We start from the raw sequence: 24,556 nt of genomic DNA, 5'->3' as shown, positions 1-24,556 counted from the left end.
GTACATGTGCTATTTTGGGGGGATAACTGCTTTGGGGGTGGCCCAGATCGCAGTTAGCCCGCGAAACGCAGGTCCTACGGGGTCTTGCGGACCGGTGAGGTGGCCGGCCGGTTGCGGCGGACCGAGTGCACGACGAACAGCGTGACGAGCAGCGCCACCAGGCCCCCGCCGGTTCCGGCGAGCGCGACGATCATCGGGGCCGGGTCTCGGTCGTTCGCGGGTGGCAGGTTCGCTGGCAGCTGGACCGGCTTCGCCTTGTCCGCCTCCGACGGCACGATCGCCGTCAGCGCCGCGATCGGATCGATGACACCGAAGCCGACGAAGTTGTCCCGCCCGCCCGGAGCCGCTGGGTGCTGCGCCGTCGCCTTGATCCGCGTCATCACTTCACGGGCCGTCAGCTCCGGGAACTTCGCGCGCACAAGCGCGGCCACGCCGGCGACGTACGGGGCGGCGAAGCTGGTCCCCTGGATGGGACCTGGGTCCTTGCCGCCCTCGATGGTCAGGTTGGCCAGGCTGTTGGACCCCTCCGCCGGGTCCAGCGAGATGATCTTGGTGCCCGGAGCGGCGACGCTGACCCACGGCCCGTGGACGCTGAACTCCGCGACACCGCCGGTGTCGTCGATCGCCGCGACCGAGAGCACGTCATCGGCGAACCACGGCGGTGTGACGATCGTCTTGGGGGCCCTGGGGTCGGGCTGGTCGTTCTGCGGGCATTTGTCACCGACGTTGCCCGCCGCCGCCACGACGACCACGTTCCGCTCGACGGCGTAGTTCACCGCCGCTTGGAGTTCCTGCTCGCCCTTGGTGATGCTGCCGCTGGCCGCGCGGCAGTTGTCGACCGACATGTTGATGACATGGGAGCCCTGATCGACGGCGCGGACCACCGCTTGCGCGAGCGTGGTCAGCGTGCCCGCGGTCTTGCCCTGCTCCTGCGTACGTCCGCCCTTGTCCTGGCCCGGTACGGTCCCGCCGACGGCGCCGTTACCCTGCGACGACGGCGGAAGCTGCGAACCCGGATTGTTCGACGAAGGCGGCGGAGCCGAATTGGACGCGGGTGGCGGCTCGGACTTCTTTTCGGCTTCTTCGTAGTTCTGGCTCGACTGGCGGATCGACAGGATCGTGGCGTTCGGCGCGACCCCGCGGAAGCCGATGCTCGCGTCGGGCGGGTTGGCGGCGATGATGCCCGCCACCTCGGTGCCGTGGCCGTCACAGTCCTCGAGTCCAGGTGCCTTGCCGCCGCCGGGAGTCGCGACGTAGTCACCGCCCGATTCGACACGGCCTTCGAAGTACGGGTGCGCGGAGACGCCGGTGTCGATCACGGCGACCTTGATGCCCCCGCCGACCGATTTGGTGGCACCCCGCATGAGCTGGTGCACCTTCTCGATCTGCAGGTACTCCTGGCCCCAAGGCCGGTTCTTGATGTCGACCTGGTCGCCGCCGAGCTTGCTGCGCTGGACGCACTCGGTCTTCTTCTCGTAGGTCTTGTCCGGCTTCCCCGGGTCGTTCGGCTTCTTGGACTTGTCGACCGGGGGCGGGGTCGCGTAGTAGCCGCCGGCGTCCGGCGCGACGCTGCTTTGCTGCGCCCACGCGGGGAGAGCCACCGACGCCGGCGAGAGAACACCGATCCCGGCCGCCAGCAGCACCGTTCCGGTACGTCCGGCGAGGCCGAGGTGGCGGACGCGCGTCCCCCTGGACTTCCGCGCTACGGCCATCAGAACATCATCCGATCGGGTCGTCACTTGAAGTTGAGGTGGCGCAGCGTCGTGTAGAGATCCATGACGCCGAGCGCCAGCGGGAGCACCGTCGCGATGAAGACGGCCTCGAAGATCTCCACCGTCCGCCGCAGCGGCGGCGAGAAGCGCTGGTTCGGGAAGATCACGCCGACCACGAGCGCGGCGGCGCCGATCAGCAGCAGCGCGCCGAACACGAACAGGACGCGGTTCAGCGGGCTTGCCGACCACATCCAGCCGAGCAGGATGCCCGCGCCGGACACCATGCCGGTGGTCAGCAAGGCGATGGCCTGCGCGCCGTTCGCGTACGCCCGCGCCCTGAGGAGCAGGACCAGCGTGGCGATCACGCCGAGGATCGGGCCGAAGACCGTCGGCGAAGACGAGGCGATGATCGCGAACAGTGCCGTGGCCGCGCCGCAGCCGGTCAGCAGGCCGGTCATGTACTCGTGGGCGACCGCGGTGCGGCGTTCGATGGCGCGGTAGTCCGGGAATCCCGAGTCTTCCTTGAGCTCTTCGGCGCTGCCGGGAACGTGCGGCGTCGGCAGGGCCGCGAGCTTGATCGTCGCGCGCGGCAGGATCGAGATGCAGGCCAGCGAGAACGCGGTGGCACCGGCGGCGATCCCGGCGATCGGGGTGTCGATGAGCGTCGCGGCCAGGAACGTCAGCGCCGAGATCGTGGCCGTCGTCGCGGCCGCGATGAACGTGGTGATCCCGTGCCCGATGACGAGGATGCAGACCGCCGCCACGATGATCACGAGAGCGCTCGCGAGCAGCAGGTTCGCCCACACGGACAGCCCCGGCACGATGTAGAACCCGCTGACGAACGCCAGCGGAAGACCACCGGCGGCGGCGATCAGGACACCGGTCGCCTCCGCCTGGTAGGCCTTGGCCAGTGTCGCGCCGATCGCGACGCACGCGATCGCGCCGACACCGCCGGCGATCGCGGCGGCGAGCGCGTTGCCGCCGTACAAAGAGCCACTGGTGAAGAGCGCGAGGGCCGCGAAGAACAGTGCCAGGCCACCCGCGATGTGCCCGAAACGGCGTGCCGTCTCCTTGGTCCACGGACGGAAGCTGTCCGGGGACGACTCGGCGATCGCGTCGACGACGTCGTCGTACAGCGGGGGCGGTGGGTTCTCGTTGCGCTTGCGCAGCTGCAGCAGCTCGCCGTCGACCACGCCGAGGGACGCGAGGGTCCGGCTCGGGTCGAGCGGTGCGTCGCCGAGCTTCGCCAGCGCCCAGCCGCCGTGGCGGGCGCCGCCGTCCGGCGTCGCCTCCTTCGCCATCTCCAACAGCATGGGCAGCAGGTCCGCCACCGCGACGTCAGCCGGCAAAGCCACGTCGATCCGGGTGCGTGGTGCGACCACCGTCACCCTGCTGAATACCGTCGTGCCCGTTGCCACTGCCTTCCCCCTGCCCTGAGAGTCTGCTCCCGGGGGAACCTATACCGAACCCGGGTGCCCACATCATCGACTGTCGGAAAAAGACCGGCAAAAGTAGGAGAGGCGACCTCCGAGCCCCTCGGATCAGCTGCGGGCGCGTCGACTTTAGCGGGCTAATCGTGACGCGCCGGAGCCCTGGGCGCCTGAGTGAGCCCCGGCCGCCAGATCGCGATTAGGGGGCTAAACGCACGTCGGGCGTCTGGGCCGCCGGATCGCAGTTAGGCCGCTAAACGCACGTCGGCGGAGCCGGAGCCCTACACTCCCGACATGCGTACGGCCCCGGCCGGGGCCGTTCTCGGCGTTGTCCGGATTTCGTCGGTCACGTTCGATAGGTTGTCTCGCGCACCAGTACGCGCACCAACGGTGGCCGCCATCGTCGAGTTTGAAGAGGGGTCCTTCGATGAGCACGCTGCAGTTCAAGAAGTCACCGCGTCTGGCGGCGCCGCGGCCGCCGGGCGGCGAGGTGCATCTCGAACCGCCGCCTGAGGTGCCGCGCACCATCCCGGGCAACATCGTCATGAAGCTGCTTCCCGCGGTGATGATCGTCGCCTCCATCGGCATGATGATCTTCATGTTCACCACCGGTGGACGCAATCCCATGATGATGATGATGGGCGGCATGATGGTGCTCAGCACCGTCGGCATGATGGCAGGCGGCGCGGGCAAGGGCGGCGGCGCCAAAAAGGCCGAGATGGACGAGGACCGCAAGGACTACCTGCGCTACCTCGGCCAGATGCGCGACAGGGCCCGCGAGGCCATGGTCGACCAGCGCGCCGCTCTCGAATGGGTCCACCCCGACCCGCAGACCCTGTGGTCGTTGGCCGCGAGCCGCCGCATGTGGGAACGCCGTCAGAACGACCAGGACTTCCTCCACCTCCGCGTCGGCCGCAGCTCGCACCGCCTCGCGACGCGGCTGGTGCCGCCGCAGACCGGCCCGGTCGACGAGCTGGAGCCGATCGCCACGCTCGCCCTGCGCCGGTTCGTCCGCGCGCACTCGATCGTCCCGGACCTGCCGACCCAGATCACCCTCCGCGGGTTCGCCGCGGTGAGCATGCAGGGCGACCGCGGCCTCACCCGCGGCCTCACCCGGGCGATGCTCGCCCAGCTGGTCACCTTCCACAGCCCCGACGACGTCCTCATCGCGGTCGCCACGGCCGGCCGCGCCAAGGAGGAGTGGGAGTGGGCGAAATGGCTGCCGCACGCCCAGCATCCGGCGCTCGCCGACGGTATCGGCCAGCTGCGGATGATGGCGGGCTCCCTCGCGCAGATCGAGCAGTGGCTCGACGAGGAACTCCGTGACCGCCAGCGGTTCTCCCGTAACGCGACGCCCGCCCCGGACCAGCCGCACGTCGTCATCATCGTCGACGACGCCGAGGTCACCCGCGAGGAGCAGATCATCCTCGAAGAGGGTCTGGTCGGCGTCACCCTGATCGACCTTTCCGATTCCATCGGCAACCTCGCCGCCCGTCGTGGCCTGCGGCTGGTCGTCGAGGAAGATCGCCTCGGCGCGCGCAGCGCCGGCGGCGTCGAATGGTTCGGCCGTCCGGACACGCTCAGTGTGGTCGAGGCCGAAGCACTGGCCCGGCTTCTCGCCCCGTACCGCGTCGGCACCGCCGCGCAGGACGCCGCCGAGGAAGAGCCGCTGCTGTCCAACCCCGGTCTGCTGGAGCTGCTGGGCATCCCCGGCGACCCGATGACCTTCGACGTCCAGCAGGCCTGGCGGCCGCGTCCGGTGCGAGACCGCTACCGCGTCCCGTTCGGCGTCGGCGAGTACGGCCAGCCGGTCGAGCTGGACATCAAGGAAGCCGCGATGGAGGGCATGGGCCCGCACGGCCTGTGCATCGGGGCGACCGGTTCCGGTAAGTCGGAGTTCCTCCGCACCCTGGTGCTGGGCATGCTCGCCACGCACTCGTCGAGCACGCTGAACTTCGTCCTCGTCGACTTCAAGGGTGGTGCGACGTTCCTCGGTTTGGACGCCGCGCCGCACGTCTCCGCGGTCATCACCAACCTCGCGGACGAGGTCACCCTGGTCGACCGCATGAAGGACGCGCTGGCGGGCGAGATGAACAGGCGCCAGGAGGCGCTGAAGAACGGCGGTAACTTCAAGAACGTCTGGGAGTACGAGAAGGCCCGCGAGAACGGCGCCGACCTCGACCCGCTGCCCGCGCTCTTCATCGTCTGTGACGAGTTCTCCGAGCTGCTGGCCGCGAAGCCGGACTTCATCGATCTGTTCGTCGCCATCGGCCGTCTCGGCCGGTCGCTCCAGATGCACATGCTCCTCGCGTCGCAGCGGCTGGAAGAGGGCAAGCTGCGCGGTCTCGACTCGCACCTTTCCTACCGCATCGGTCTGAAGACCTTCTCCGCCGCGGAATCCCGCGCCGCGATCGGCGTGCCCGACGCGTTCGAGCTGCCGTCCGTGCCCGGTGGCGGTTACCTCAAGTACGACACCTCGACGCTGGTCCGCTTCAAGGCCTCCTATGTCTCGGGCCCGTACCGGCCCGCGGGCATCAAGGCCGCCGGCCCGGTCGCGACCGTGGTCCGCGCGGACAAGCGCCCGCAGCTGTTCGTCCCGGACTTCGTCGAACTGCCGAAGGAGCCGGAGCCGCAGCAGATCGAGGCCGCGCCGGTGGAAGAGGCCAAGTCGGAGGAGGCCGTCGAGCCCAGTGAGCTCGACGTGATCGTGTCCCGGCTGATTGGCCAAGGCCCGCCCGCGCACGAGGTCTGGCTGCCGCCGCTCAAGGAGCCGAACTCGCTCGACACCCTGCTGCCGAACCTGAACCCCACCGACGACCGCGGTCTTTCCCCGGTCGGGTTCTTCGGCAACGGACGGCTCCAGGTGCCGATGGGTATCGTCGACCGCCCGTACGAGCAGCGTCGTGACCTGCTGTGGGCCGACTTCTCCGGTGGCGCCGGGCACGGTGTGATCGTCGGCGGTCCGCAGTCGGGCAAGTCGACCATGCTCCGGACGCTGATCATGTCGATGGCGCTGACCCACACCCCCGAGGAAGCGCAGTTCTACGCGCTCGACCTCGGTGGCGGTACGTTGGCCGGTCTCCAGGGCCTGCCGCACGTCGGTGGCGTTGCCGTCGCCCGGCGCGAGCCGGACAAGGCCCGCCGGATCGTGGCCGAGCTGACCACCCTGCTCACCGAGCGGGAAGGCCGGTTCGGTGCGATGGGCATCGACTCGATGAACGAGTTCCGCAACCGCAAGCGGCGGGGCGAGATCAAGCCCGAGGAAGACGCCTTCGGTGACGCCTTCCTGATCGTCGACAACTGGAAGGCGCTGCGGGACGACTTCGACGAGCTGGAGACCTCGATCACCAAGCTCGCCACGCAGGGTCTTTCCTACGGTGTGCACGTCATCATCGCGGCGAACCGGTGGGCGGACATCCGGCCGGCGATCAAGGACATGATCGGTACCCGGTTCGAGCTCCGCCTCGGTGACCCGAGCGAGTCGGACATCGACCGCCGGGTCGCGGTGAACGTCCCGGCCGGACGCCCCGGCCGTGGTCTCACCAGGGACAAGCTCCACCTGCTGACCGGTCTTCCGCGGATCGACGGATCGAGCAACCCGGACGACGTCGCCGCCGGTGTCGCCGACGCGGTCGCGAAGATCAAGGCCGCGTGGAAGGGCCGCCCGGCGCCGCAGGTCCGCCTGCTGCCGGAGATGGTCACCTACGACGAGGTCCTGGCCATCGACACCAAGCGCAACACGAAGCTGGTGCCGATCGGCGTCAACGAGGAAGACCTTCAGCCGATCTACCTGGACTTCGCGGCCGATTCGCACTTCTACGCGTTCGCGGACGGCGAGTCGGGCAAGACGAACCTGCTGCGTCAGATCACCAGGGGCATCACCGAGCGGTACACGACGCAGGAAGCGGTCATCATCCTCGTCGACTACCGGCGCACGATGCTCGGCTTCATCGGCGGGGACCAGCTGCTCGGCTACGCGGTTTCCGCCGCGCAGCTGGAAAGCATGGTCAAGGACGTGCACGGGTCGATGACCCGGCGCCTCCCGGGCCCGGACGTCACGCAGGAACAGCTCAAGACCCGGTCCTGGTGGACCGGTCCGGAGCTGTTCGTCATCGTCGACGACTACGACCTGGTCGCCACACAGACGAGCAACCCGCTGAAGCCGCTCGCCGAGTTCCTCGCGCAGGCGAAGGACGTCGGTCTGCACATCGTCGTCGTGCGCCGCAGTGGTGGCGCGAGCCGGGCGATGTTCGACCCGATCCTCGGCAAGCTCAGGGAGATCGCGGCGCCCGGTATGGTCATGAACGGCTCGCGTGACGAAGGCAACCTCGTCGCCAACGTGAAGCCGAGCCAGATGCCGCCGGGCCGAGGAAACCTCGTGACCCGGAAGCACGGCAAGCAGCTCATGCAGGTCTCGTGGATCCAGCCGGACTGACCTCCCACGGAACCAGGTGAGGCAAGGGCCGGGCGTGGGGTGACGACGACGATCTGCGGGAGTGGCTTGTGACAGTGCGGGTAGCGGTGGACTTCGGGACATCGAGCACCTGCGTAGTCGCTTCGATCAACGGCCGCGAGCCGCAGGTCGTCGTGGTGGACGGGCAGCCCTTGATGTCGTCGGCGGTCTACGCCGCGCCGGACGGGACGTTGTTCGTCGGCCAGGAGGCGGAACGGCAGGCGGCGGTCGATCCGTCGCGCTACGAGCCGAATCCGAAGCGCCGGATCGACGAAGGCGACCTGCTGCTGGGCGACAACGTCCTGCGCGTGACCGACGTCGTCCGCGCCGTGCTGAAGCGCGCGGTGACCGAGGCGCGGCGGCTCGCCGGCGACGCCGAGGTCGAACTGCTCGTCCTGACCCACCCCGCCGATTGGGGCGCGACCCGCACCCGCCTGCTCCGGCAGGCGGCGGGCGGGCTCGCGCGCCAGGTCGCGCTCGTGCCGGAGCCGGTCGCCGCGGCGGTCTATCACGCGGCGACGTTCGCGCCGGCCGACCTCAATTCCGAGCGCACCGTCGAGTTCAGCGGCCGTCCGGGCGACGCGCTGGCGGTCCTCGACCTCGGCGGCGGCACCGTCGACGTCTCCGTGGTGCAGCGGATGCCCGGCAGCCCAGCGGATCGCAGTTCGCCCGCTAAACGCGCCGGGTTCCAGGTGCTGGCCACCCGGGGCGACCCGAGCTTCGGGGGAGCGGACGTCGATCAGGCGCTCCTGGAGCACGTGGGTTCGCTGGTGTCGTCGGCCGACCCGCCGGAGTGGCGGAAGCTCGTCGAGGGCCGCGAGCTCACGGATCGACGGCGGCGCCGGGTCCTGAGGCAGGACGTGCGCGGCGCGAAGGAGACGCTCTCGCGGCACGCGTACACCGACGTCCCGATGCCGCCGCCGTTCGCCGACGCGCATGTGACCCGGGAAGACCTGGAGCGGCTTATCGCGGGTCCGCTCGGCCGCGCGGTCGAGCTGACCGTGGCCGCGATCGGCGATTCCGGGCTGCGGCCGAAGCAGCTGACGGCGATCTTCCTCGTGGGCGGGTCGAGCCGGATCCCGATGGTGTCCCGGCTGGTGCACGAGCGGACCGGTGTCGTACCGACGACACTGGACCAGCCGGAGACCGTGGTCGCCCGAGGTGCCCTGCGTGCGGTGCTGATCGACCCGGACCGGACGGGTTCGCTCGCGGGCTCCGCGGTCTCCCGCGCCGGGGGCGGCCCCGCGCCCGCTCCGCCCGACCGGCGTCCCGAGGCCCCGCGCCCCCCGTTCCCGCCCGGCCCACCCCCGCAGAGCGCGTTTAGCCCGCTAAACGCGACGCGGCAGGGGCCGCCGTCGCCTCCGATGGGACAGCAGGGGATACCGGCACCGCCGCCGTGGCGGCCGGGTGAGCCCGCCAGGGAACCCAAGGCCGCCGAGAGCGGCGGGAAGAACAAGAAGCTGCCCTGGATCATCGCCGGGGCCGTGGTGGCCGTCGCGGCGGCCGTGGGAGGCATCCTCTTCGCGGTCAACAGCGGGGAGGCCGAGCCGGAGGGCCGCACCCTCGCCCAGTACGACTACCGCTTCATCGCGCCGCCGGACTGGACACAGACCGACGACCGCGTCGCCAAGCGTCAGGTGGTGATCCACCCCAGCGAATCCCTCACCGGCGACGATCTCGTGGTCGCCCAGGAGAACGTGATGGACTACGACGCGACGGCCGACAGACAGAAGCTCGTCGACGAACTCGCCGCGCTGGCGCGGCAGGAGCCGGACAAGTACAGCGGCTTCAACGGCTCCGCGCAGTACGCCGGGAAGACCGTCATCTACTACCGCGAGACCAAGCCGAGCGCACGCGTCGACTGGTACGTCGTCGTGCAGGGAAAGACTCGCGTCCACATCGGGTGCCAGTACGGCACCGGCTCGCCGCTCGAACAACGCGTGAGCGCGGCCTGCGAGCAGGTCGTCAAGACGATGGTGGTCATCAACTGAAGGGGGAGGCACATGCCACCGGAACCCGAGACCGCCGCCGAACACTTCGCGCGTACAGGGCGCGACGCGGTCACTTATGCGCGGCAGGTCGCCCGCACGGCCAAGGCGCGCTACGAACGCCGCCGGGGTGAGAACGCCGAACTGGCGAAGCAATTCGGCAAGGGACGGCTCGCGGGCGGCGAGACCGCGCCGACCCCCGCGGCCGTCCGGAACGCCGCGAAACGGTTCCGCGTGGGCGCCGGTCTTCCGGTCCCCGCATTGCCCTCGGCTGCGGAATTGGTTCCCCTTCGGCCGGAACCCGCGCCCAGACGGCCACGTGTGGGTGACGACGACGAGGACTTTTCGCAGTCGCGAATCATGAGCCGCGGCGATTGAACGGTCTGTGTGCATTAGCTAAATCGCGTGGTGAGAGCCATTTTCTCCGCGCGGAACGCGCCGCGCGCCCCATGTTTCCCCGTCCGGTTCCCGCCGGGAGCGTTAACGCAAGCAACTACTTGAAACCAACGAGCGACAAGAGGGAACCAGACGTGGCAGTGTCTCCGTCGTAGGTCCGTACCAAACGAACTTCACCAAGTACGGATAACCACGAACGAAGGGGGTAGCTCCCATGGCTGGCGGATTTACCGGGACAGTTGAGCAGTTCACCCAGGCTGAGAAGCGCGTGACCGAGGTTCGCGTTTCGATGGACCAGAACCTGAGCAAGCTTCGCGACAACATCGAGTCCACCCGCGCGGGCTGGACCGGTGACGCTTCGATCGCGTTCAACAACGTGATGAAGCGCTTCGATGAAGCGGGCCGTGGGCTCAACCAGGCCCTCCAGAACATCGGTGACCTGCTCGAGCAGGCCGGTTCGAAGTACAACGCGACCGAGCAGCAGCAGCAGGAGCTCATCAAGTCGGTCAACCAGGGCTTCGGCGTCCTCGGCTGATTCGGCTACACCACACCAAAATCAAGACCTTTTCTGATAACTGGAGGAACCCATGGGCGAGATGAAGGTCGATTACGCCACGATCCACGCGGCGGCCGACGACTGCAAGAACACCGGTGGCGAGCTGGAGGCCCTCTTCGGGCAGCTGAAGAGCGACCTGTCCCCGCTGGTCAACACCTGGGACGGTGACGCGAAGACCGCGTACATGGCCGCTCAGCAGGAGTGGGACAACAAGTTCGAGGAGCTCAAGCAGCTGCTCGCGCAGGTCGCCGGCGTGCTGCCGCAGCTGGCCGACGGTTACCAGGCCACGGAACAGGGCGTCACCGGCCTGTTCTGAGTCTTCCGGCTCCGAACGAGCAACGGCGGGCAGGCATCTTCGGATGCCGAGCCCGCCGTTTCGTTTGTGTCAAAGGAAAAGCCGCGACGGTGATCGTCGCGGCTTTTCTTGTCCTGTCCGCGGTCAGTGCGGTGCGCCGACCTCGAATTCCGGGCTGGTGTTCAGCACCCGGACGGTGACCTTCTTCTGCTGCCCCGAAAGATCGATCGAGCAGTCGAACGTGGTGCCGTTCTCCACCGGCTGGCCGGAAGGACAGGACACGTTCTTCACGTCCGGCTCCCCGTAGTGCTCGTTGAGCACGCGGACGACACCGTCCTGGACCGACTTCTGGTCGAGTGTGTCGCCCGAGAACGCGCCGAGCAGCCAAGCGCCGACGCCGCCCGCGATCACGACGGCCGCCGCGATCCCGCCGATCAGCAAGGTCTTCTTGGAAGCCTTGGGTTTCTGCGTCTCCGTCCCGAAAGCGCCGAGACCGCCGTATTGCGAAGACTGCGCGGGCTGGAACCCTCCGCCGTACTGTCCCTGCGGGGGAGTGCCCGGAACCTGTTGCTGTGCCTGCCAATCCTGCTGCTGCGGTGCGGGCTGCTGTTGCTGTTGTTGCTGCTGCCACGCCGTCCCTGGCGCGGGAGTGCCGGTTTGCTGCCAGGGCCCGGAAAAAGAGCCGGTGACGCCGGGCTGCTGCTGCCACTGTCCCGTGTAGGAACCAGTGGTCGCCGCGTTCGGGTCGTTCTGCTGCCACTGCCCGGCATGCGGTCCGGTGGCCTGGCCTTCCTGCTGCCAGCCCTGCTGCTGGTTCGCGGGATTCGCGGGCGGCTGCCACCACTGCTGCGGCTGCTGTTCGGGGGGCTGGCTCATCGGTGGTCACCTCGGGACTTCGGGAACTTCACGGCGTCGGGACGAAAGCGGGCCATGCCTCAGACGCCCTTCAACTCGCTGAAGCGGCGGTTGAAGTCGTCCTTGGCCGCCTTGTCCGGCAGCACGGTGATCTGCGAGGCGTCGGGCAGCTTGGGCAGGTCCTGCGCGCTCGCCTTGCCGGTGAAGCGGAAGTCGTAACGCAGCTCGATCTTGTGCCCGCCGCCCTCGATCTTGGCGTCCATCACGATCTGGTTCAGCGTCCCGTCCGAGTTGAGGGAGACGGTGGTGTGCACCGGGGCCTTCTTCATCTCGGCCGTGACCGCACCGCTGATCGACGCCGGCAGGATCTCCACCCGCCGCTCCATGAACTTCCCGAACGGGACGTCGGCGGTCAGCTCGATCCGGTTCTCCGGAAGGCTTTTGGCGCCCTTCACAATCTTCTTGTCCGCGTTGTACGACACGGCGATCGCGTCGGCCATCTTGCAGGCGGTGATGATCCCGACCCAGGCGCACGGGATCGCCAGCCCGGCCTCCGACTTCGGCATCGAGACCCACGGCGTCGGGGCGAGGCTCTTGTAGACGGGGCCGAGGTACACGTACTCGACGGTCCCCTCGGCCGGCGTGTACCAGTCGATGCTGTCGTCCGGGTTCTTCTGCGAGCGCTGACGGCTGACCCTGCCTTCCGGCGAACCGGTGCGGGCCGAGGAGATCGTGCTGCGGATGTACTTCTCGTCGAACCGGAAGTAGGCACCCGACTCGCTGGTGACGTCGCGCTGCTGGCCGATGGTGTCCTGGAGCTTGTTCATCGCCGTCTCGAACTTCGTGCCGACGTAGGTCGCCGCGTCGTCGCCCTTCGGCACGGCGGTGCCCGCCCGCCCCTGGCCGCAGGCGGTGGTGAGCGCCAGCACGGCGCTCAGCACGCACAAGATGGTCGTTGGACGTTTGTTCATCGCCGTTCCCCTGATCGAGTCCCCCGCGCGCGGTGCGCGTCCGGATCGTCTCATCCTCTCCCGCGAAGGACGATGCCGTGGGCGGTTCCGCCACACCGGCGGGGTACAGTTGCGGGGCGCCCGCCGGGCGCCGGTCCTAGTATGGGACCCCGGACCGACCCCCGCTTCGCAGTAGGGTCGGGCGTGGGGGTATCTTCATATGTCGTTGTGCGCTGCGGCGCGTAAGCGCTAGGCCCGCACAGAACCCACACGCAATGTTGACGACGAGGTAGACCCTTGCCCACGTACAGCCCCAAGCCCGGCGACGTCACTCGTGCCTGGCACGTGATCGACGCCGAGGATGTCGTGCTCGGCCGGCTCGCGACCGAGGTCGCCACGCTGCTGCGCGGCAAGCACAAGCCGACCTACGCCCCGCACGTGGACACCGGTGACTTCGTCATCATCGTCAACGCCGAGAAGGTGGCGCTCACCGGTAACAAGCGCGAGCAGAAGTTCGCGTACCGGCACAGCGGTTACCCCGGTGGTCTGCGTAAGCGCTCCTTCGGCGAACTGCTCGACACCAAGCCCGAGCACCTGCTCGAGAAGGTCGTCAAGGGCATGCTCCCGAAGAACAAGCTCGGCCGCGCCCAGGCGAAGAAGCTCAAGGTCTACGCCGGTGCCGAGCACCCGCACGCCGCGCAGCAGCCGCAGGCGCGCGAGATCACCAAGATCGCGCAGGTCGCGCAGTGAGTGAGGAACAGTCTGTGACCAGCACCGAGACCGAGGCCGTCGAGGCTGTCGCGACCACGGAGACCGCTCCGGTCGGCGACGCCGTCGCGACCAGCGAGACCCCCGCCGCCCCGCGCCCGTCGCGTGCCGCCGGTGGCAACGCCCAGACCGTCGGCCGTCGTAAGGAAGCCGTCGTCCGGGTGCGCGTCGTTCCCGGTACCGGTGAGTTCAAGCTCAACGGCCGCACGCTCGAAGAGTACTTCCCGAACAAGGTGCACCAGCAGCTCATCCGTGAGCCGCTGGTGACGGTCGACAAGCCCGACTCGTTCGACATCTTCGCCAACCTGCACGGTGGCGGGATCTCGGGCCAGGCCGGCGCGCTCCGCCTCGCGATCGCCCGTGCGCTCGTCGAGGTCGACGCCGACGACCGCCCGGCCCTGAAGAAGGCCGGCTTCCTGACCCGTGACGCCCGCGCCACGGAGCGGAAGAAGTACGGCCTCAAGAAGGCCCGTAAGGCTCCGCAGTACAGCAAGCGCTGATCGCGCCTCTGGCGCAACCCGCGGAAGCGCCCATCCGTCTCTCGGATGGGCGCTTCCGTGTTTCCGGGGTCCCTCGGTCCCCGCTCGCCCCCAGCCCCACCCGTCACACCCGCCCCATACGCCCCACCCGTGTCACGTTTAGCCCGCTAAAGTCGCGCGCGTCGCGATTAGCCCGCTAAAGGCGAGACGGGGGCGCGGGCGGGCGGGCAGGGGGACTGGCTAGGTTGTCGTGGTGGTTTTTCAAGGAGGTCGACAGATGGCACGTCTATTCGGTACCGACGGCGTACGTGGCCTCGCCAACGAGGAGCTGACCCCGGAGCTGGCGCTCTCGCTCGCCGCCAGCGCCGCCCGCGTCCTCGCCGCCCACGACCGTTCGCACCGCCCGGTCGCGGTCGTCGGCCGTGACCCGCGCGCCAGCGGCGAGATGCTCGAGGCCGCCGTCGTGGCGGGCCTCACGTCTGCGGGCGCCGACGTGCTCCGCCTCGGCGTCCTCCCGACGCCCGCCGTCGCCTACCTGGTGGGCGCGCTCGAAGCGGATCTCGGCGTGATGATCTCCGCCTCCCACAACCCCATGCCCGACAACGGCATCAAGCTCTTCGCGGCGGGTGGCCACAAGCTGCCCGACGGGATCGAGGACGAGATCGAAGCCGGTCTCGCCGCTCCCGTCACCCGCCCGACCGGTATCGGCGTCGGCAGGGTGAAGGACGTCCCCGACGCGGGTGACCGCTACGTCGAGCACTTGCTGTCGGCCACCCCGCACCCCCTCGCGGGCCTGCGCGTCGTCGTCGACTGCGCGAACGGCGCCTCCTCCTTCGCCGCTCCCGAGGTTTACCGCAAGGCCGGCGCCGAGGTCATCGCCATCCACGCCGACCCGGACGGCGTGAACATCAACGAGCACTGTGGGTCGAATCACCCGGAAGCGTTGCGCGCCGCCGTCGTCGAGCACGGCGCCGACCTCGGGATCGCGCACGACGGTGACGCCGACCGCTGTGTCGCCGTCGACGCCGCCGGTGAGCTCGTCGACGGCGACCAGATCATGGCCGTCCTCGCGCTCGCCCTCGCCGAGACCGGCGAGCTGACCAAGAACACCCTGGTCGCGACCGTGATGAGCAACCTCGGGCTCCACCTGGCGATGCGCGCGCACGACATCAACCTCGTCACCACCGCCGTCGGCGACCGCTACGTCCTCGAGGAGCTCCGCGCGAGCGGGTTCGCGCTCGGCGGCGAGCAGTCGGGCCACGTCGTCCTTCCCGCCTACGCGACCACCGGCGACGGCCTCCTCACCGCGCTGCGTGTGATGAGCCGCATGGCGTCGACCGGCAAGTCGCTCGCCGAGCTCGCCGCGGTCATGAACCGCCTGCCGCAGGTGCTGGTGAACGTGCCGGTGGCGGACAAGGCGGCGGTCGCCGTCTCGGCCGCGGTCCGCGACGCCGTCGGCGCCGTCGAGGCCGAACTCGGCGAGGAAGGCCGTGTCCTGCTGCGCCCGTCGGGCACCGAGCAGCTGGTCCGGGTCATGGTCGAGGCTCCCGCGCACGACACCGCACAGGCGGCCGCCGACCGGCTCGCGGGAGTCGTCTCCTCCGCCTCGTAACCCCTCTCACGATCTCTCCAAGTCGCTGCGCCGGTGTTACCGGCCCGGTACATTCCGTGTGCGGATACCTAGGGGAGGGTGACGGTGGCCGGTAAAGGGCACAAGGTCGATCCAGCGCAGCTGAACGAGGCAGCCAAGGTCCTGCAGGACCTGCCCAAGCAGGCCTGCGAAGGGCCGATCGGAGCGGTCGAGCAGATCAACCTGAGCGCGGCGAGTTTCGGCCCGGCGCACGGGGACTGCTTCAGCGGGTACTCCGCGAGCATCCAGCGCCTGGCGAAGTGCGCGCGCAGTTATCTCGCGGCTTCGGACGAGTTCGGCCGCAAGCTCGCGGCGTCCAAGGACCTCTACCAGTCCAATGAGGACTCCAACGCCGCCGAGATGAGGAAGCACTGATGCCTCTCGCGGACGTCGGTGGCGACACCGGGCACGACATTCCCAGCCGGGCCGAAGTCGAGAAGATCCTCAACGACCCGAACATCGATCGCGACACCAAACGCGAGCTCGCCCTCAACTACATCGACTACATCGAGGACGAGACGCCGGAAAGCTGCGGGTTCGCCAGCGAAGCCGAGCGGAACGGCTTCCGGGACCACATCAAGTCGATGAACGGTGACTGGATCACCGAGGGCGACCTCAACGTCAATGACGGTTCCCTGGTAGAGGTCCAGGCGGCTTACAAGACCGCGCACGAGAAGTACGACGCGAACCAGGCCGCGGGGCGGCAGGGTGATCGCGACGCGCTGAACCGGGACGCGGCGAAGACCCAGGAGATCGCCGGGCGCGCCACTGAGACCGACCCGGGCTGCGCGAATTCGAACGACATCATGGTCCCAGGCCTGTCGGGGTTCAAGGTCTACGAGATCTTCCACCCGCTCTACGTCCGCGCGCTGGGCCTGGCGGGCGGCGGAGCGGCGGTTTCCCTCAGCGAGCTTCAGCGGCTGTACCACGAGCAGGACAACATCCCGTTCAACCTCTTCAAGACGAGCGCGGAGGAGCTGACCGCGGTCGGCACGGCCGTCACCGGGTCCGCGCAGGACGTCTCCGGAAAGCTGGGGAATTCGCTCGGCACCTGGGAAGGCGCCGCGGCCGAGCAGGCAAGGGCCTACCAGAAAGCTTATTCGGACAAGACCGGCCAGGTCGCCGAAGCCTTCAAGGCCGCGGGTGACGGACTGCTGCGGACCACCGCCTCGGTGGGCAAGTTCTGCCGCGAGAAGGTCGAGTGGCTGCAGAAGTGGTACACCGACAACATCGACGGTGCGACGGCGCAGGACATCGAGCGGATCATCCGCATCGCCGACGGCTCGTGTAGCCAGAACGACATCATCCACTGCATCAAATTCCTGAGTATCGAAGCCAAGGACGCGTTCAACGACGACGCCGGCGACATCGACCAGAGCACCATCGACGAGGTCCTCAAACCTCAGGCGGTGGCCTGGTTGAAGAACGTCTTCCTCGGCTGGTTCGGCAAGCACATCGAGAACTTCCAGCTGGTGTGCAAGAACACGCGCGACGCGATCAACGGCGCGTGGAAGGCGTACTTCGATTCGCTCGGTCAGGTGGTCGAGAATCCGTTCGCGGATCTGGGCAAGACCCCGGAAACCGGCGGCGAGAAGCCCGTCGAAAAGCCGGTCGAGAAGGGCGGTGGCGGCCCGCCCGCCAGTGGTGGCGGCGGCCCGTCGCCCGGTGCTGGTGGCGGCCCCGGGCGCATGACGCCGAGCAACACCGTGCTCCCGGAGCCGGAAAAGCCCGAAGTTCCGGGCCAGGAGAAGAACCCGGTCACGGACAAGCCGCTCGACGTCGACCCGGCCACCGGCCAGCCGTATCCGATCGATCCCCGCACGGGTGAGGCGATCAAGGACACCGTGCGACCGGAGCCGGTGACGGTCGAGCAGGGCGACCGCAAGATCTCCATGGCCGAGCCCGGCGCCGACGGGAAGATGGGCATCTCCGTCCAGGACGGCACCGGCCAGGCCAAGGACTACGACCTCGACTTCGGCGATGGCAAGGCCACCCCGGACGCGGCGGGCGGACCCGCGCCCCGGGACGGCGCCGAACAGCTTCCACCGGCGACTCCGGGCCCCGACGGCAAGATCCACATCGAGGACGGCGGCCTCAAGATCACCGCGGAACGGCCGAATGGTCCCGACGGGCCGACGCTGGTGACCGTCGACGACGGTTCGGGACAGCCGTCGAAGTACACCTTGGGCGACGACGAATCCGCGGGTGGCCGTCACACGAGCCCGGACGCCACGCCGCAGTCGGGCGGAAGGCACGCCGCGGCGCAGCCTGTGGAAGAGCAGGCTGTTCGCTCGCATGACGGCACGTCCGGTGGGGTCGGCGGCGGAGCACCCGCGCCCGGTCAGCAGGCCGAGCCGGTGACGGCGGCAGGAGACGGTGATTCCGAATCGACGACGGCCCAGTCGCTGAGCGACCCGTTCGAGGGTGAGGACAACGGTCTCGGTGCCACGTCGGATCCGGCCGGAACCGGTGGCGGCGGGTCCGCTCCCTCGACGTCGTCCGGGCTCGGTTCCGCTCCGGGAGGGGGCGCCCAGGATCCGGCCGCGGCCGGTGCGGGGATGATGGGCGGCATGGGCATGATGGGCGGTGGCGCGGCCGGAGGCGGGCAAGGGGCCGGTGAGGACCAGCAGCGCACGTCCAGCGGATACCGGGTCGACGGCGGCCTGTTCGACACCGCGACGGCGACGGGCAGCCGGATCAGCGGCTCGCTCGACGACGACGGCGTCATCGGCTTCCGCTAGGGGGAGGGGTCAGTGAATCCTGAGGAGGATCTCGCCAGACTCCGGCACAAGCTGGCCGGGCTGGAGCGCGAGAACGGCGACCGGATGTACCTGGTCGACAATCGGGCGGCCAAGGCGATCGAGGAGAGCCGGACCGCGGGCGACAAGCTCAAGCAGGAGACGGGCGCGGCGCTCGCGGCCCGAAGCGAGCAGAAGCGGCGCGCGGAGGCCGCGGGCGGCTGGGAGACCGAGGCGACGCTCAGCGAGAAGGTCGAGGACGACGGCGACTTCGGGTTCGAGGAGGACGAAGCCGAGAACGAGCGCCGAGCCGGGTATCGGACGGCCGAGGAGCCGCCGATCGCGTACCGGCCGCCTGCTCCGTCCGCTCCTGCGCCGCCACAGCCCCCGCCGCCTCCGCCGCCTGTGCCGGAGGAGCGTCCGGCCGGGCGGCACCGGCGGGCGGCCGCCGCGCGGGGTGACGACGACGATTTCGCCGACACCGACTGGCTGGCGACCTGAGCGGTCAGGTCCGCAGCGCGACGATGGCCCGCTCGACGCCGTGGAAGACGGCGTGCGGCTTGTACCGGACCTCCTCGGCGACGTGGTCGGGAGTCAGGATCTCGGCGAGGGCGCGAAGCGCGGCTTCGCCCTCGGCGATTGCGACTCGCGAGCCGGGGCAGGTGTGCTTGCCGAGGCCGAAGGCGAGTTCGGCGTCGGGGCCCAGCGGGATGGCCAGTTTGTCTCCGGTCGTGAAGTCCTTGCCCGCCAAGGAGAACGGCGCGGTCACGCGGCGGGCGGCGAAGCGGGTGGGGGCGATTTCGTGGATCAGCCCGCGTACGTCGTCGAGGACGTCTGGACGGCGTAGGAGTTCGAGACCGGCGAGGGCGAGGAAGTTCATGGAGTTCTCGTACGCCGCGTGGGCGAGCATCACCGGCGTGATCATCAGCTCGTCTTCGGTGATCCGGCCCGCTTCGTGTGCTTCGCGGAGCAGCGCCAGCCCGCCGCCTTCGACGGCCGTCGCCTTGAGGAAGAACATCGCGACCCTGAGCGCGGCGGTGTCGGCCCCGGCGGGCCCGCCCGACCAGACGTCCAGATTCGCGGCGGTCTCCGAAAGGTTCGTCAGCAGTTTCCCGCCGAGCGGCTCGACCGTGCCCAGCACCGCCTCCGTCACCCTGGCCGCCACCGGCCTGGCGAAGTCGGCGACCAGGTCGAAGCGCGCACTCGACTTTAGCGGGCTAATCGCGACGCGGAGGTCTGTGAGCAGGGCGTTCGGCAGGGGCTCGACCAGGGCGATGACCTCCTTGACGACCGCGCGGAGCCGCCGGTGGTCTGCGCCGTCCATCAGCAGGAGGTTCGGCGTCTCGGCCGCGGCGCCGCCCGGGTTCGAGCTGAGCTCGCGGTCGCGCAGGGCCTTGACACGATCCGCCGGATCGTCCAGCACGAAGAAGTCGTCCACGTTCGTATGATGCCCATGCGCGGCCGGAGGATGTGCCAGTGTCACCAGAAGTGCCCGAGGAAGTGTTGCGGACGCCGCTCGTGCTCCGCCTGCTCGAACGCGCCGACGTCGATCGGCCGGCGTACACGCACCTCGACTGCTCGAACCGGCACGAGCCCGTCGAAGACACGCTGACCTGGGCCGAACTGCTCGTACACGTCCGAGCTGTCGCGGCGAAGCTGCGTGAGGTGATCCAGCCGGGAGACCGCGTCGCGATCACGGCGCGGCAAGACCTCTCCTACGTCGTCGCCTTCTTCGGCGCGCTGTACGCAGGGGCTGTCGCGGTGCCACTGTCCGCGCCGGACGTCCGCGCCCACCGCGAGCGGCTCGTCGGGGTCCTGAACGACTGCGACGCCGACATCTGGCTCACGTCGGATTCCTTGGTCGAGCGGTTGACCGAGTTCGCCGGGGCCGAGCCGGTGCCGGCGCCCCGCGAGATCATCGCCGTCGACACCCTGCCGCTGGACCCGGCCGACCAGTCGCCGCCGTCGCCGGTCGCGCCCGAAGACCCCGCCTACCTGCAGTACACCTCCGGCACGACGCGATCACCAGCGGGCGTGATCATCACGCATCGGGCGTTGTCGGCCGCCTGCTGGCAGATCTGCGACGCCTACGACGTCGACGAGCGCACCACGTGCGTCGGCTGGATCCCGTTCTTCCACGACATGGGGCTGGCGCAGTTGCTCGCCGGGACGATGCACTCCGGCGGCCGGACGGTGTTCATCGCGCCGCTGGAGTTCATCCGGCGCCCGGAGCGCTGGCTGCTGCTGATGTCGTCGTATCCGAACACGCTCACCGCGGCCCCGAACTTCGCATACGACCTGGTGACCGAGGCCGTGCCCGAGTCGAAGCGCGCCGAGTACGACCTGTCGACGGTGTCGATCGCGCTCAGCGGCAGTGAACCGGTCCGGGCGGCGACCGTCCGGGAGTTCCTCGCCGCTTATGAACCCCACGGCTTCCCGAGGGGTGCGTTCCGGCCGTCCTACGGTCTGGCCGAGGCCACGGTCTACGTCGCCAGCGGCGATTCCGGCGGCCCGGTGGTGACCGAAGTGGACGGCCGGGAAATCGTCGAGATCGGCCGGCCCAGGGGGCAGCGGGTCCGCGTCGTGCCCCCGCCGGATCGCGTTTTGCCCGCTAAAGTCGACATGGGCGAGATCTGGGTCAAGGGGCCCAACGTGGCCGCCGGGTACTGGCGCCGTCCGGAGTCGACCGCCGAGGTGTTCGGCGCCGAACTCGACGGCGAAGGCGGCTGGCTCCGCACCGGCGACCTCGGCATGATCCGCGACGGCAGGCTGTCGGTGACCGGCCGGATCAAGGATCTGATCATCATCGACGGCCGCAATCACAGCCCCCACGACATCGAGGAGACGGTCGCCGCCGCGCACCCACTCCTCGGGCCCGAACGAGTCGCCGCGTTCTCGGTCGACGGCGATGAGGGCGAGGGTGTCGTCGTGGTCGCCGAGCGCGCTCGGAAGGCCCCGGACTTCGACGAAGCCGAGATCGCGCGGGCCGCCACCCGCGCCGTCGCCGAGCGGCACGACGTGCGGCTTCGCGCCTTCTTCCTGGTCAAACCCGGCGGACTGCCGAGGACCTCCAGCGGCAAGGTCGCGCGTTCCGCGGCCAGAACGCGGTACTGGACCGCGGATGGGACAGAATTCCCCCATGGCAGCTGACGCGAGCGAGTACGTCGACGAGATCAAGGCCCTCGTCTGCGAGACCTTCGACGTCGATCCGGACACCATCGACGAGAACACGCCCTTCGCCGAGATGGGTGTCGACTCCCGGCGCAGGGTCCGGCTCCTGGCGACGGTCGAGGTGGAGTTCGGCATCGACATCGATCTCGACGAGCTGGATCGCCTGGTCGACATCCGCGGCGCGGCCACCGTGCTCGCCGAAGCCATCGAAGCGGGCGCGAAACCGCGAAAACGCGGTCTACCAGGCTTCTTGCGCCGAAATCGTTTGAGTTAGCAAAGGTGTGAATGTCCCTGCGGTCCGGATGACCGGTGGGTACATTCTGTGTGCATATGCGATGGCACCTGATGCCGCCGGCGTGCGTCGTAGGTAGGACAACGAGGCGGATACAGCGGGACGAAGGGGGCACCGGTCATGCCGGACGGGGGCTACAAAGCCGATTCAGAGGCGATGCTCACGGCGTCGACGTCGTTGGAGCGCGCAGCTGAGAACACGACGTCCGAGGCGGGGAAGGTGGGGCCGACGCAGGTCCAGCCCGCCGACTTCGGCCGGGTCCACAAGGACTACCAAAAGGGCTACGCCACCGGGATTCTCGCCATTTCCGACGCGATGAAGGGGTACGCGGGCCAGCTCACCCAGCTCGCCGGCGGGGTCAGCACCGCGTCGACCCGCTACACCTCATCCGACCAGGCGAACGCCGCGGCTGCCAACAAGGCGGGGACGCAATGAGCAAGTACACGTGGGAGCAGAAGAAAGCCCTCCTCGACGACCCGTACATCACACAGGGCACGAAGGACAAGCTGCTCTTCGGCGGGGACGAGGCCTACGAGAAGGCCATCGCCGAGCGTGACGCCAACGCGGCGGCGGACAAGAAGCAGGCGGCCGCCACGAAACAGGCCGACAAGGATCTCGACTCCATGTCCCGGCCCGCCGCGGGTGGTTCCACCACCAAATCCGACCAGGTGCTCGACCTCGGGAAGCCGGCGCTGGACTTCTTCTCCGACTGGGCCGAGCAGGTCTGGAACAAGATGCCGGACAAGCCTTACGAGATCAGCTACAAGACCGACATCTGGGACCGGTTCCACGAGAACCGGGAGATCAACTTCCAGAAGATGTTCGACGAGGTCGAAGATCTCGGCGACGCGAAGAAAGCCGTCGAGCAGACCCAGAAGGACGCGTCGGCGGCGCTGACCACGCTCTTCCACGACTGGAAGGGCAAGGGCGCGACGGCCGCGAAGGTCAAGTACGAGCAGCGGATCCAGCCCGACGCGAAAGAACTCATCGCGCAGATGGACGGCGCCATCAAGCTGGTGCCCTCGACCATCGACAAGATCTACAGCGCGCTCAAGCTGAAGGTCGACGAAACACTGAAGCTGCGTGTCGACAAGGTCGCCACCGCGCCGCTGTTCACGGCGAAACAGGTCGTCGAGATCGCGAACGGCAAGGTCGACTCCAAAGAAAAGCTCATGGACGTCGCGTACTGGCTCGACTCCGCGTGTCCGGGCAACAACCTCGCCGAACGGCTGCGTGACGACGACTGCAAGCTGAACGACGAGAACAAGGACTACGCGATCGGGGCCGCGAAGCAGTGGCTGAAGGGCTCGTTCGCCACCGAGTTCGGTGAGCGTTTCGAGAACTTCAAGAAGCTCTGCAAGAACGCGACCGAGACCATCAACACGCAGTATCACGAGCTGTCGCGGTTCATGGAGGACTACACGAACCCGTTCCCCGCGCCCGGGTCGGGGAAGTCGACGCCGCCGGACGACGGTAAGGGCAACGGCAACGACGGTGGGAACAACGGTGGCGGGAACACCGGCGGCGGTACGGGCGGCGGAACCGGTGGTGGAAGCGGGAGCGGCGGTGGCGCCAGCACGCCGCCCGCCGCGTCGGTCCCCGAGACGCCGAAGCCGGAGGACAAGCCCGCCGAGGGCATGAACCCGGTCACCGGCAAGCCGCTCGAGCTGGACCCCGAGACCGGCAAGCCGTACCCGATCGACCCGGCGACGGGCGAGGCGATCAAGGACGGCATCGACGGTCAGGACACCATGACCGTCCAAAAGGGCGACAACAAGATCGAGATGACCGAGCCGGATAAAGACGGCAAAATGGACATCAAGGTCGACGACGGCAAGGGTAACGAGAAGGACTACAAGCTCGACTTCGACGACCCGAAGAGCGAAGAGGGCAAGGACGGCAAGCCCGGCGAAGAGGGCAAGGACGGCGAGTTCGGGCCGAAGGGCACGGTCAAGGAGGGCGAGCCCGGTCCCGACGGCGTCTACCGGCCCGGCCCGGACGGCAAGATCCACATCCAGGACGGCAACCTCAAGATCACCGCCGAGCAGCCGCAGGGACCGAACGGCCCGACCGTGGTGACCGTCGACGACGGCAAGGGCGAGCCGACCACCTACACCCTCGACGAAAAGGGTGAGAAGAAGGAACTCAAGCCCGGCGACACCCTCGAGACCGACGACATCAAGAACGGCCTCGACGACCGGAACCCCGGCAACCCGCAGCCCGGCAAGATCGAAGAAGTTCGTCCCATGCCCGCCCCGGCTGACGGCCTCGCCCCTCCCGGTGGCGGTGGTGGTGGCTTCAGCGCGCCTGGCGGAGTCGAGGTCGGTGTCGGCGCCGAAGGGACCGCTTCGGTGTCCGCGGGGGCCGAAGCCGGCGCGGGCGGCGCATCGGGTTCCAGCGGCGATGGCACCGTGCCGACCGCGGGCGGCGGCGGCAGCTTCGAAGGCGCGATCGGCAACCCTCTCGAAGGTGGTTCGTCGGGGTCGCTGAACGAAGCCGGTTCACTCGAAGCGGGCATGCAGTCCGGAGGCGGCGCGCAGCCGGCCGGGACCGAGGGCGGTCTCGGGATGGCTCCCGGCGGGATGGACCCGGCGCCCGCGAACGCCGGTGCCGCGAGCTCGTCCGCCGGAATGGGCGGCATGATGGGTGGAATGGGTGCCATGGGCGGCGCGGCCGGTGGTGGCGGGGGTGACACGCAGCGCGGGTCGAGCCAGTACCGCGTCGAGGGTGGCATTTTCGAGACCAGTGGCGCGGGCGGCCGGATCAGCGGCTCGCTCGACGACGAGGGTGGCGACCGTTCGATCAGTTACGAGCGATGATCGGTAGCCGGGGAACGAGGGAGG

20 protein-coding genes are annotated in these 24,556 nt (G+C 68.9%); 15 read left to right on the top strand and 5 right to left on the bottom strand.

What is annotated here, in order from left to right; genetic code table 11:
• Positions 1 to 74: 74 nt before the first annotated feature.
• Both mycP and eccD read right to left on the bottom strand, forming a co-directional pair.
• Complete coding sequence (gene mycP, locus ACFVM3_RS24335) at positions 75 to 1,712, bottom strand: type VII secretion-associated serine protease mycosin (RefSeq protein ID WP_378441987.1); 1,638 nt, start codon at positions 1,710 to 1,712, stop codon at positions 75 to 77.
• 23 nt (positions 1,713 to 1,735) lie between these two features.
• Positions 1,736 to 3,100 carry a type VII secretion integral membrane protein EccD gene (gene eccD / locus ACFVM3_RS24330; protein WP_378441985.1) on the bottom strand — a complete coding sequence of 455 codons (1,365 nt, stop codon included), beginning with the start codon at positions 3,098 to 3,100 and terminating at the stop codon, positions 1,736 to 1,738.
• 469 nt (positions 3,101 to 3,569) lie between these two features.
• Here eccD and eccCa point away from each other — a divergent pair, with 469 nt between their 5' ends.
• The 5 genes from eccCa (at position 3,570) to ACFVM3_RS24305 (ending at position 10,851) form a co-directional block, all read left to right on the top strand.
• The gene (eccCa, locus tag ACFVM3_RS24325; RefSeq protein ID WP_378441983.1) at positions 3,570 to 7,577 is read left to right on the top strand and encodes a type VII secretion protein EccCa; all 4,008 of its coding nucleotides are present in this window, start codon (positions 3,570 to 3,572) and stop codon (positions 7,575 to 7,577) included.
• A gap of 68 nt (positions 7,578 to 7,645) precedes the next feature.
• Positions 7,646 to 9,586 carry a type VII secretion-associated protein gene (locus tag ACFVM3_RS24320; protein WP_378441981.1) on the top strand — a complete coding sequence of 647 codons (1,941 nt, stop codon included), beginning with the start codon at positions 7,646 to 7,648 and terminating at the stop codon, positions 9,584 to 9,586.
• A 12-nt stretch (positions 9,587 to 9,598) separates the two neighbouring features.
• Positions 9,599 to 9,961: a hypothetical protein gene (locus ACFVM3_RS24315; RefSeq protein ID WP_378441979.1), complete on the top strand. Its 363-nt coding sequence runs from the start codon at positions 9,599 to 9,601 to the stop codon at positions 9,959 to 9,961.
• 232 nt (positions 9,962 to 10,193) lie between these two features.
• A complete protein-coding gene (locus ACFVM3_RS24310; RefSeq protein WP_378441978.1) occupies positions 10,194 to 10,514 on the top strand; it encodes a WXG100 family type VII secretion target in 321 nt (106 codons plus the stop codon).
• A 52-nt stretch (positions 10,515 to 10,566) separates the two neighbouring features.
• Positions 10,567 to 10,851, top strand: a complete 285-nt coding sequence (locus ACFVM3_RS24305; protein WP_063275124.1) for a WXG100 family type VII secretion target — start codon at positions 10,567 to 10,569, stop codon at positions 10,849 to 10,851.
• Between the two features lie 123 nt (positions 10,852 to 10,974).
• Here ACFVM3_RS24305 and ACFVM3_RS24300 read toward each other — a convergent pair whose 3' ends face one another.
• Together ACFVM3_RS24300 and ACFVM3_RS24295 are read right to left on the bottom strand one after the other, a co-directional pair.
• Positions 10,975 to 11,706 (bottom strand): DUF4333 domain-containing protein, encoded by a 732-nt coding sequence (locus ACFVM3_RS24300; protein ID WP_378441976.1) that lies wholly within the window; start codon positions 11,704 to 11,706, stop codon positions 10,975 to 10,977.
• 59 nt (positions 11,707 to 11,765) lie between these two features.
• Positions 11,766 to 12,656 (bottom strand): hypothetical protein, encoded by an 891-nt coding sequence (locus ACFVM3_RS24295; RefSeq protein WP_378441974.1) that lies wholly within the window; start codon positions 12,654 to 12,656, stop codon positions 11,766 to 11,768.
• Positions 12,657 to 12,932: 276 nt separating this feature from the next.
• On the opposite strand from ACFVM3_RS24295, the gene rplM reads away from it, so the two are divergent.
• From rplM to ACFVM3_RS24265, 6 genes are all read left to right on the top strand, one after another.
• Positions 12,933 to 13,385 carry a 50S ribosomal protein L13 gene (gene rplM / locus ACFVM3_RS24290; RefSeq protein ID WP_005166833.1) on the top strand — a complete coding sequence of 151 codons (453 nt, stop codon included), beginning with the start codon at positions 12,933 to 12,935 and terminating at the stop codon, positions 13,383 to 13,385.
• 14 nt (positions 13,386 to 13,399) lie between these two features.
• Positions 13,400 to 13,903, top strand: coding sequence for a 30S ribosomal protein S9 (gene rpsI, locus ACFVM3_RS24285; RefSeq protein WP_034304312.1), 504 nt, complete (start codon positions 13,400 to 13,402; stop codon positions 13,901 to 13,903).
• A 256-nt stretch (positions 13,904 to 14,159) separates the two neighbouring features.
• Positions 14,160 to 15,494, top strand: coding sequence for a phosphoglucosamine mutase (gene glmM, locus ACFVM3_RS24280; protein WP_378441972.1), 1,335 nt, complete (start codon positions 14,160 to 14,162; stop codon positions 15,492 to 15,494).
• An 84-nt stretch (positions 15,495 to 15,578) separates the two neighbouring features.
• Entirely contained in the window at positions 15,579 to 15,887 is a 309-nt protein-coding gene (locus tag ACFVM3_RS24275) for a type VII secretion target (RefSeq protein WP_126736594.1), read from the top strand.
• Positions 15,887 to 18,253, top strand: a complete 2,367-nt coding sequence (locus ACFVM3_RS24270) for a WXG100 family type VII secretion target (RefSeq protein ID WP_378441970.1) — start codon at positions 15,887 to 15,889, stop codon at positions 18,251 to 18,253. Before ACFVM3_RS24275 ends, ACFVM3_RS24270 begins: the two co-directional genes overlap by 1 nt.
• A gap of 12 nt (positions 18,254 to 18,265) precedes the next feature.
• Positions 18,266 to 18,751 (top strand): hypothetical protein, encoded by a 486-nt coding sequence (locus ACFVM3_RS24265; RefSeq protein WP_378441968.1) that lies wholly within the window; start codon positions 18,266 to 18,268, stop codon positions 18,749 to 18,751.
• A gap of 4 nt (positions 18,752 to 18,755) precedes the next feature.
• On the opposite strand, the gene ACFVM3_RS24260 is transcribed toward ACFVM3_RS24265, so the two are convergent.
• On the bottom strand, positions 18,756 to 19,688 hold the full coding sequence (locus ACFVM3_RS24260) for a cytochrome P450 (RefSeq protein ID WP_378441966.1): 933 nt from the start codon (positions 19,686 to 19,688) through the stop codon (positions 18,756 to 18,758).
• A 50-nt stretch (positions 19,689 to 19,738) separates the two neighbouring features.
• Between ACFVM3_RS24260 and ACFVM3_RS24255 the strand changes: the two genes are divergently transcribed.
• The 4 genes from ACFVM3_RS24255 (at position 19,739) to ACFVM3_RS24240 (ending at position 24,532) form a co-directional block, all read left to right on the top strand.
• Positions 19,739 to 21,400 (top strand): fatty acyl-AMP ligase, encoded by a 1,662-nt coding sequence (locus ACFVM3_RS24255; protein ID WP_378441965.1) that lies wholly within the window; start codon positions 19,739 to 19,741, stop codon positions 21,398 to 21,400.
• Positions 21,390 to 21,695, top strand: coding sequence for an acyl carrier protein (locus tag ACFVM3_RS24250; RefSeq protein ID WP_233611199.1), 306 nt, complete (start codon positions 21,390 to 21,392; stop codon positions 21,693 to 21,695). The genes ACFVM3_RS24255 and ACFVM3_RS24250 overlap by 11 nt, the downstream gene beginning before the upstream one ends.
• Positions 21,696 to 21,833: 138 nt before the next feature.
• Complete coding sequence (locus tag ACFVM3_RS24245; RefSeq protein WP_007031081.1) at positions 21,834 to 22,148, top strand: hypothetical protein; 315 nt, start codon at positions 21,834 to 21,836, stop codon at positions 22,146 to 22,148.
• The gene (locus ACFVM3_RS24240) at positions 22,145 to 24,532 is read left to right on the top strand and encodes a hypothetical protein (RefSeq protein WP_378441962.1); all 2,388 of its coding nucleotides are present in this window, start codon (positions 22,145 to 22,147) and stop codon (positions 24,530 to 24,532) included. The genes ACFVM3_RS24245 and ACFVM3_RS24240 overlap by 4 nt, the downstream gene beginning before the upstream one ends.
• Positions 24,533 to 24,556 lie beyond the last annotated feature (24 nt).

Source organism: Amycolatopsis sp. NPDC057786 (genome assembly GCF_042797905.1).
Lineage (GTDB): Bacteria > Actinomycetota > Actinomycetes > Mycobacteriales > Pseudonocardiaceae > Amycolatopsis.
This window is presented reverse-complemented; position numbering and strand designations above follow the sequence as displayed.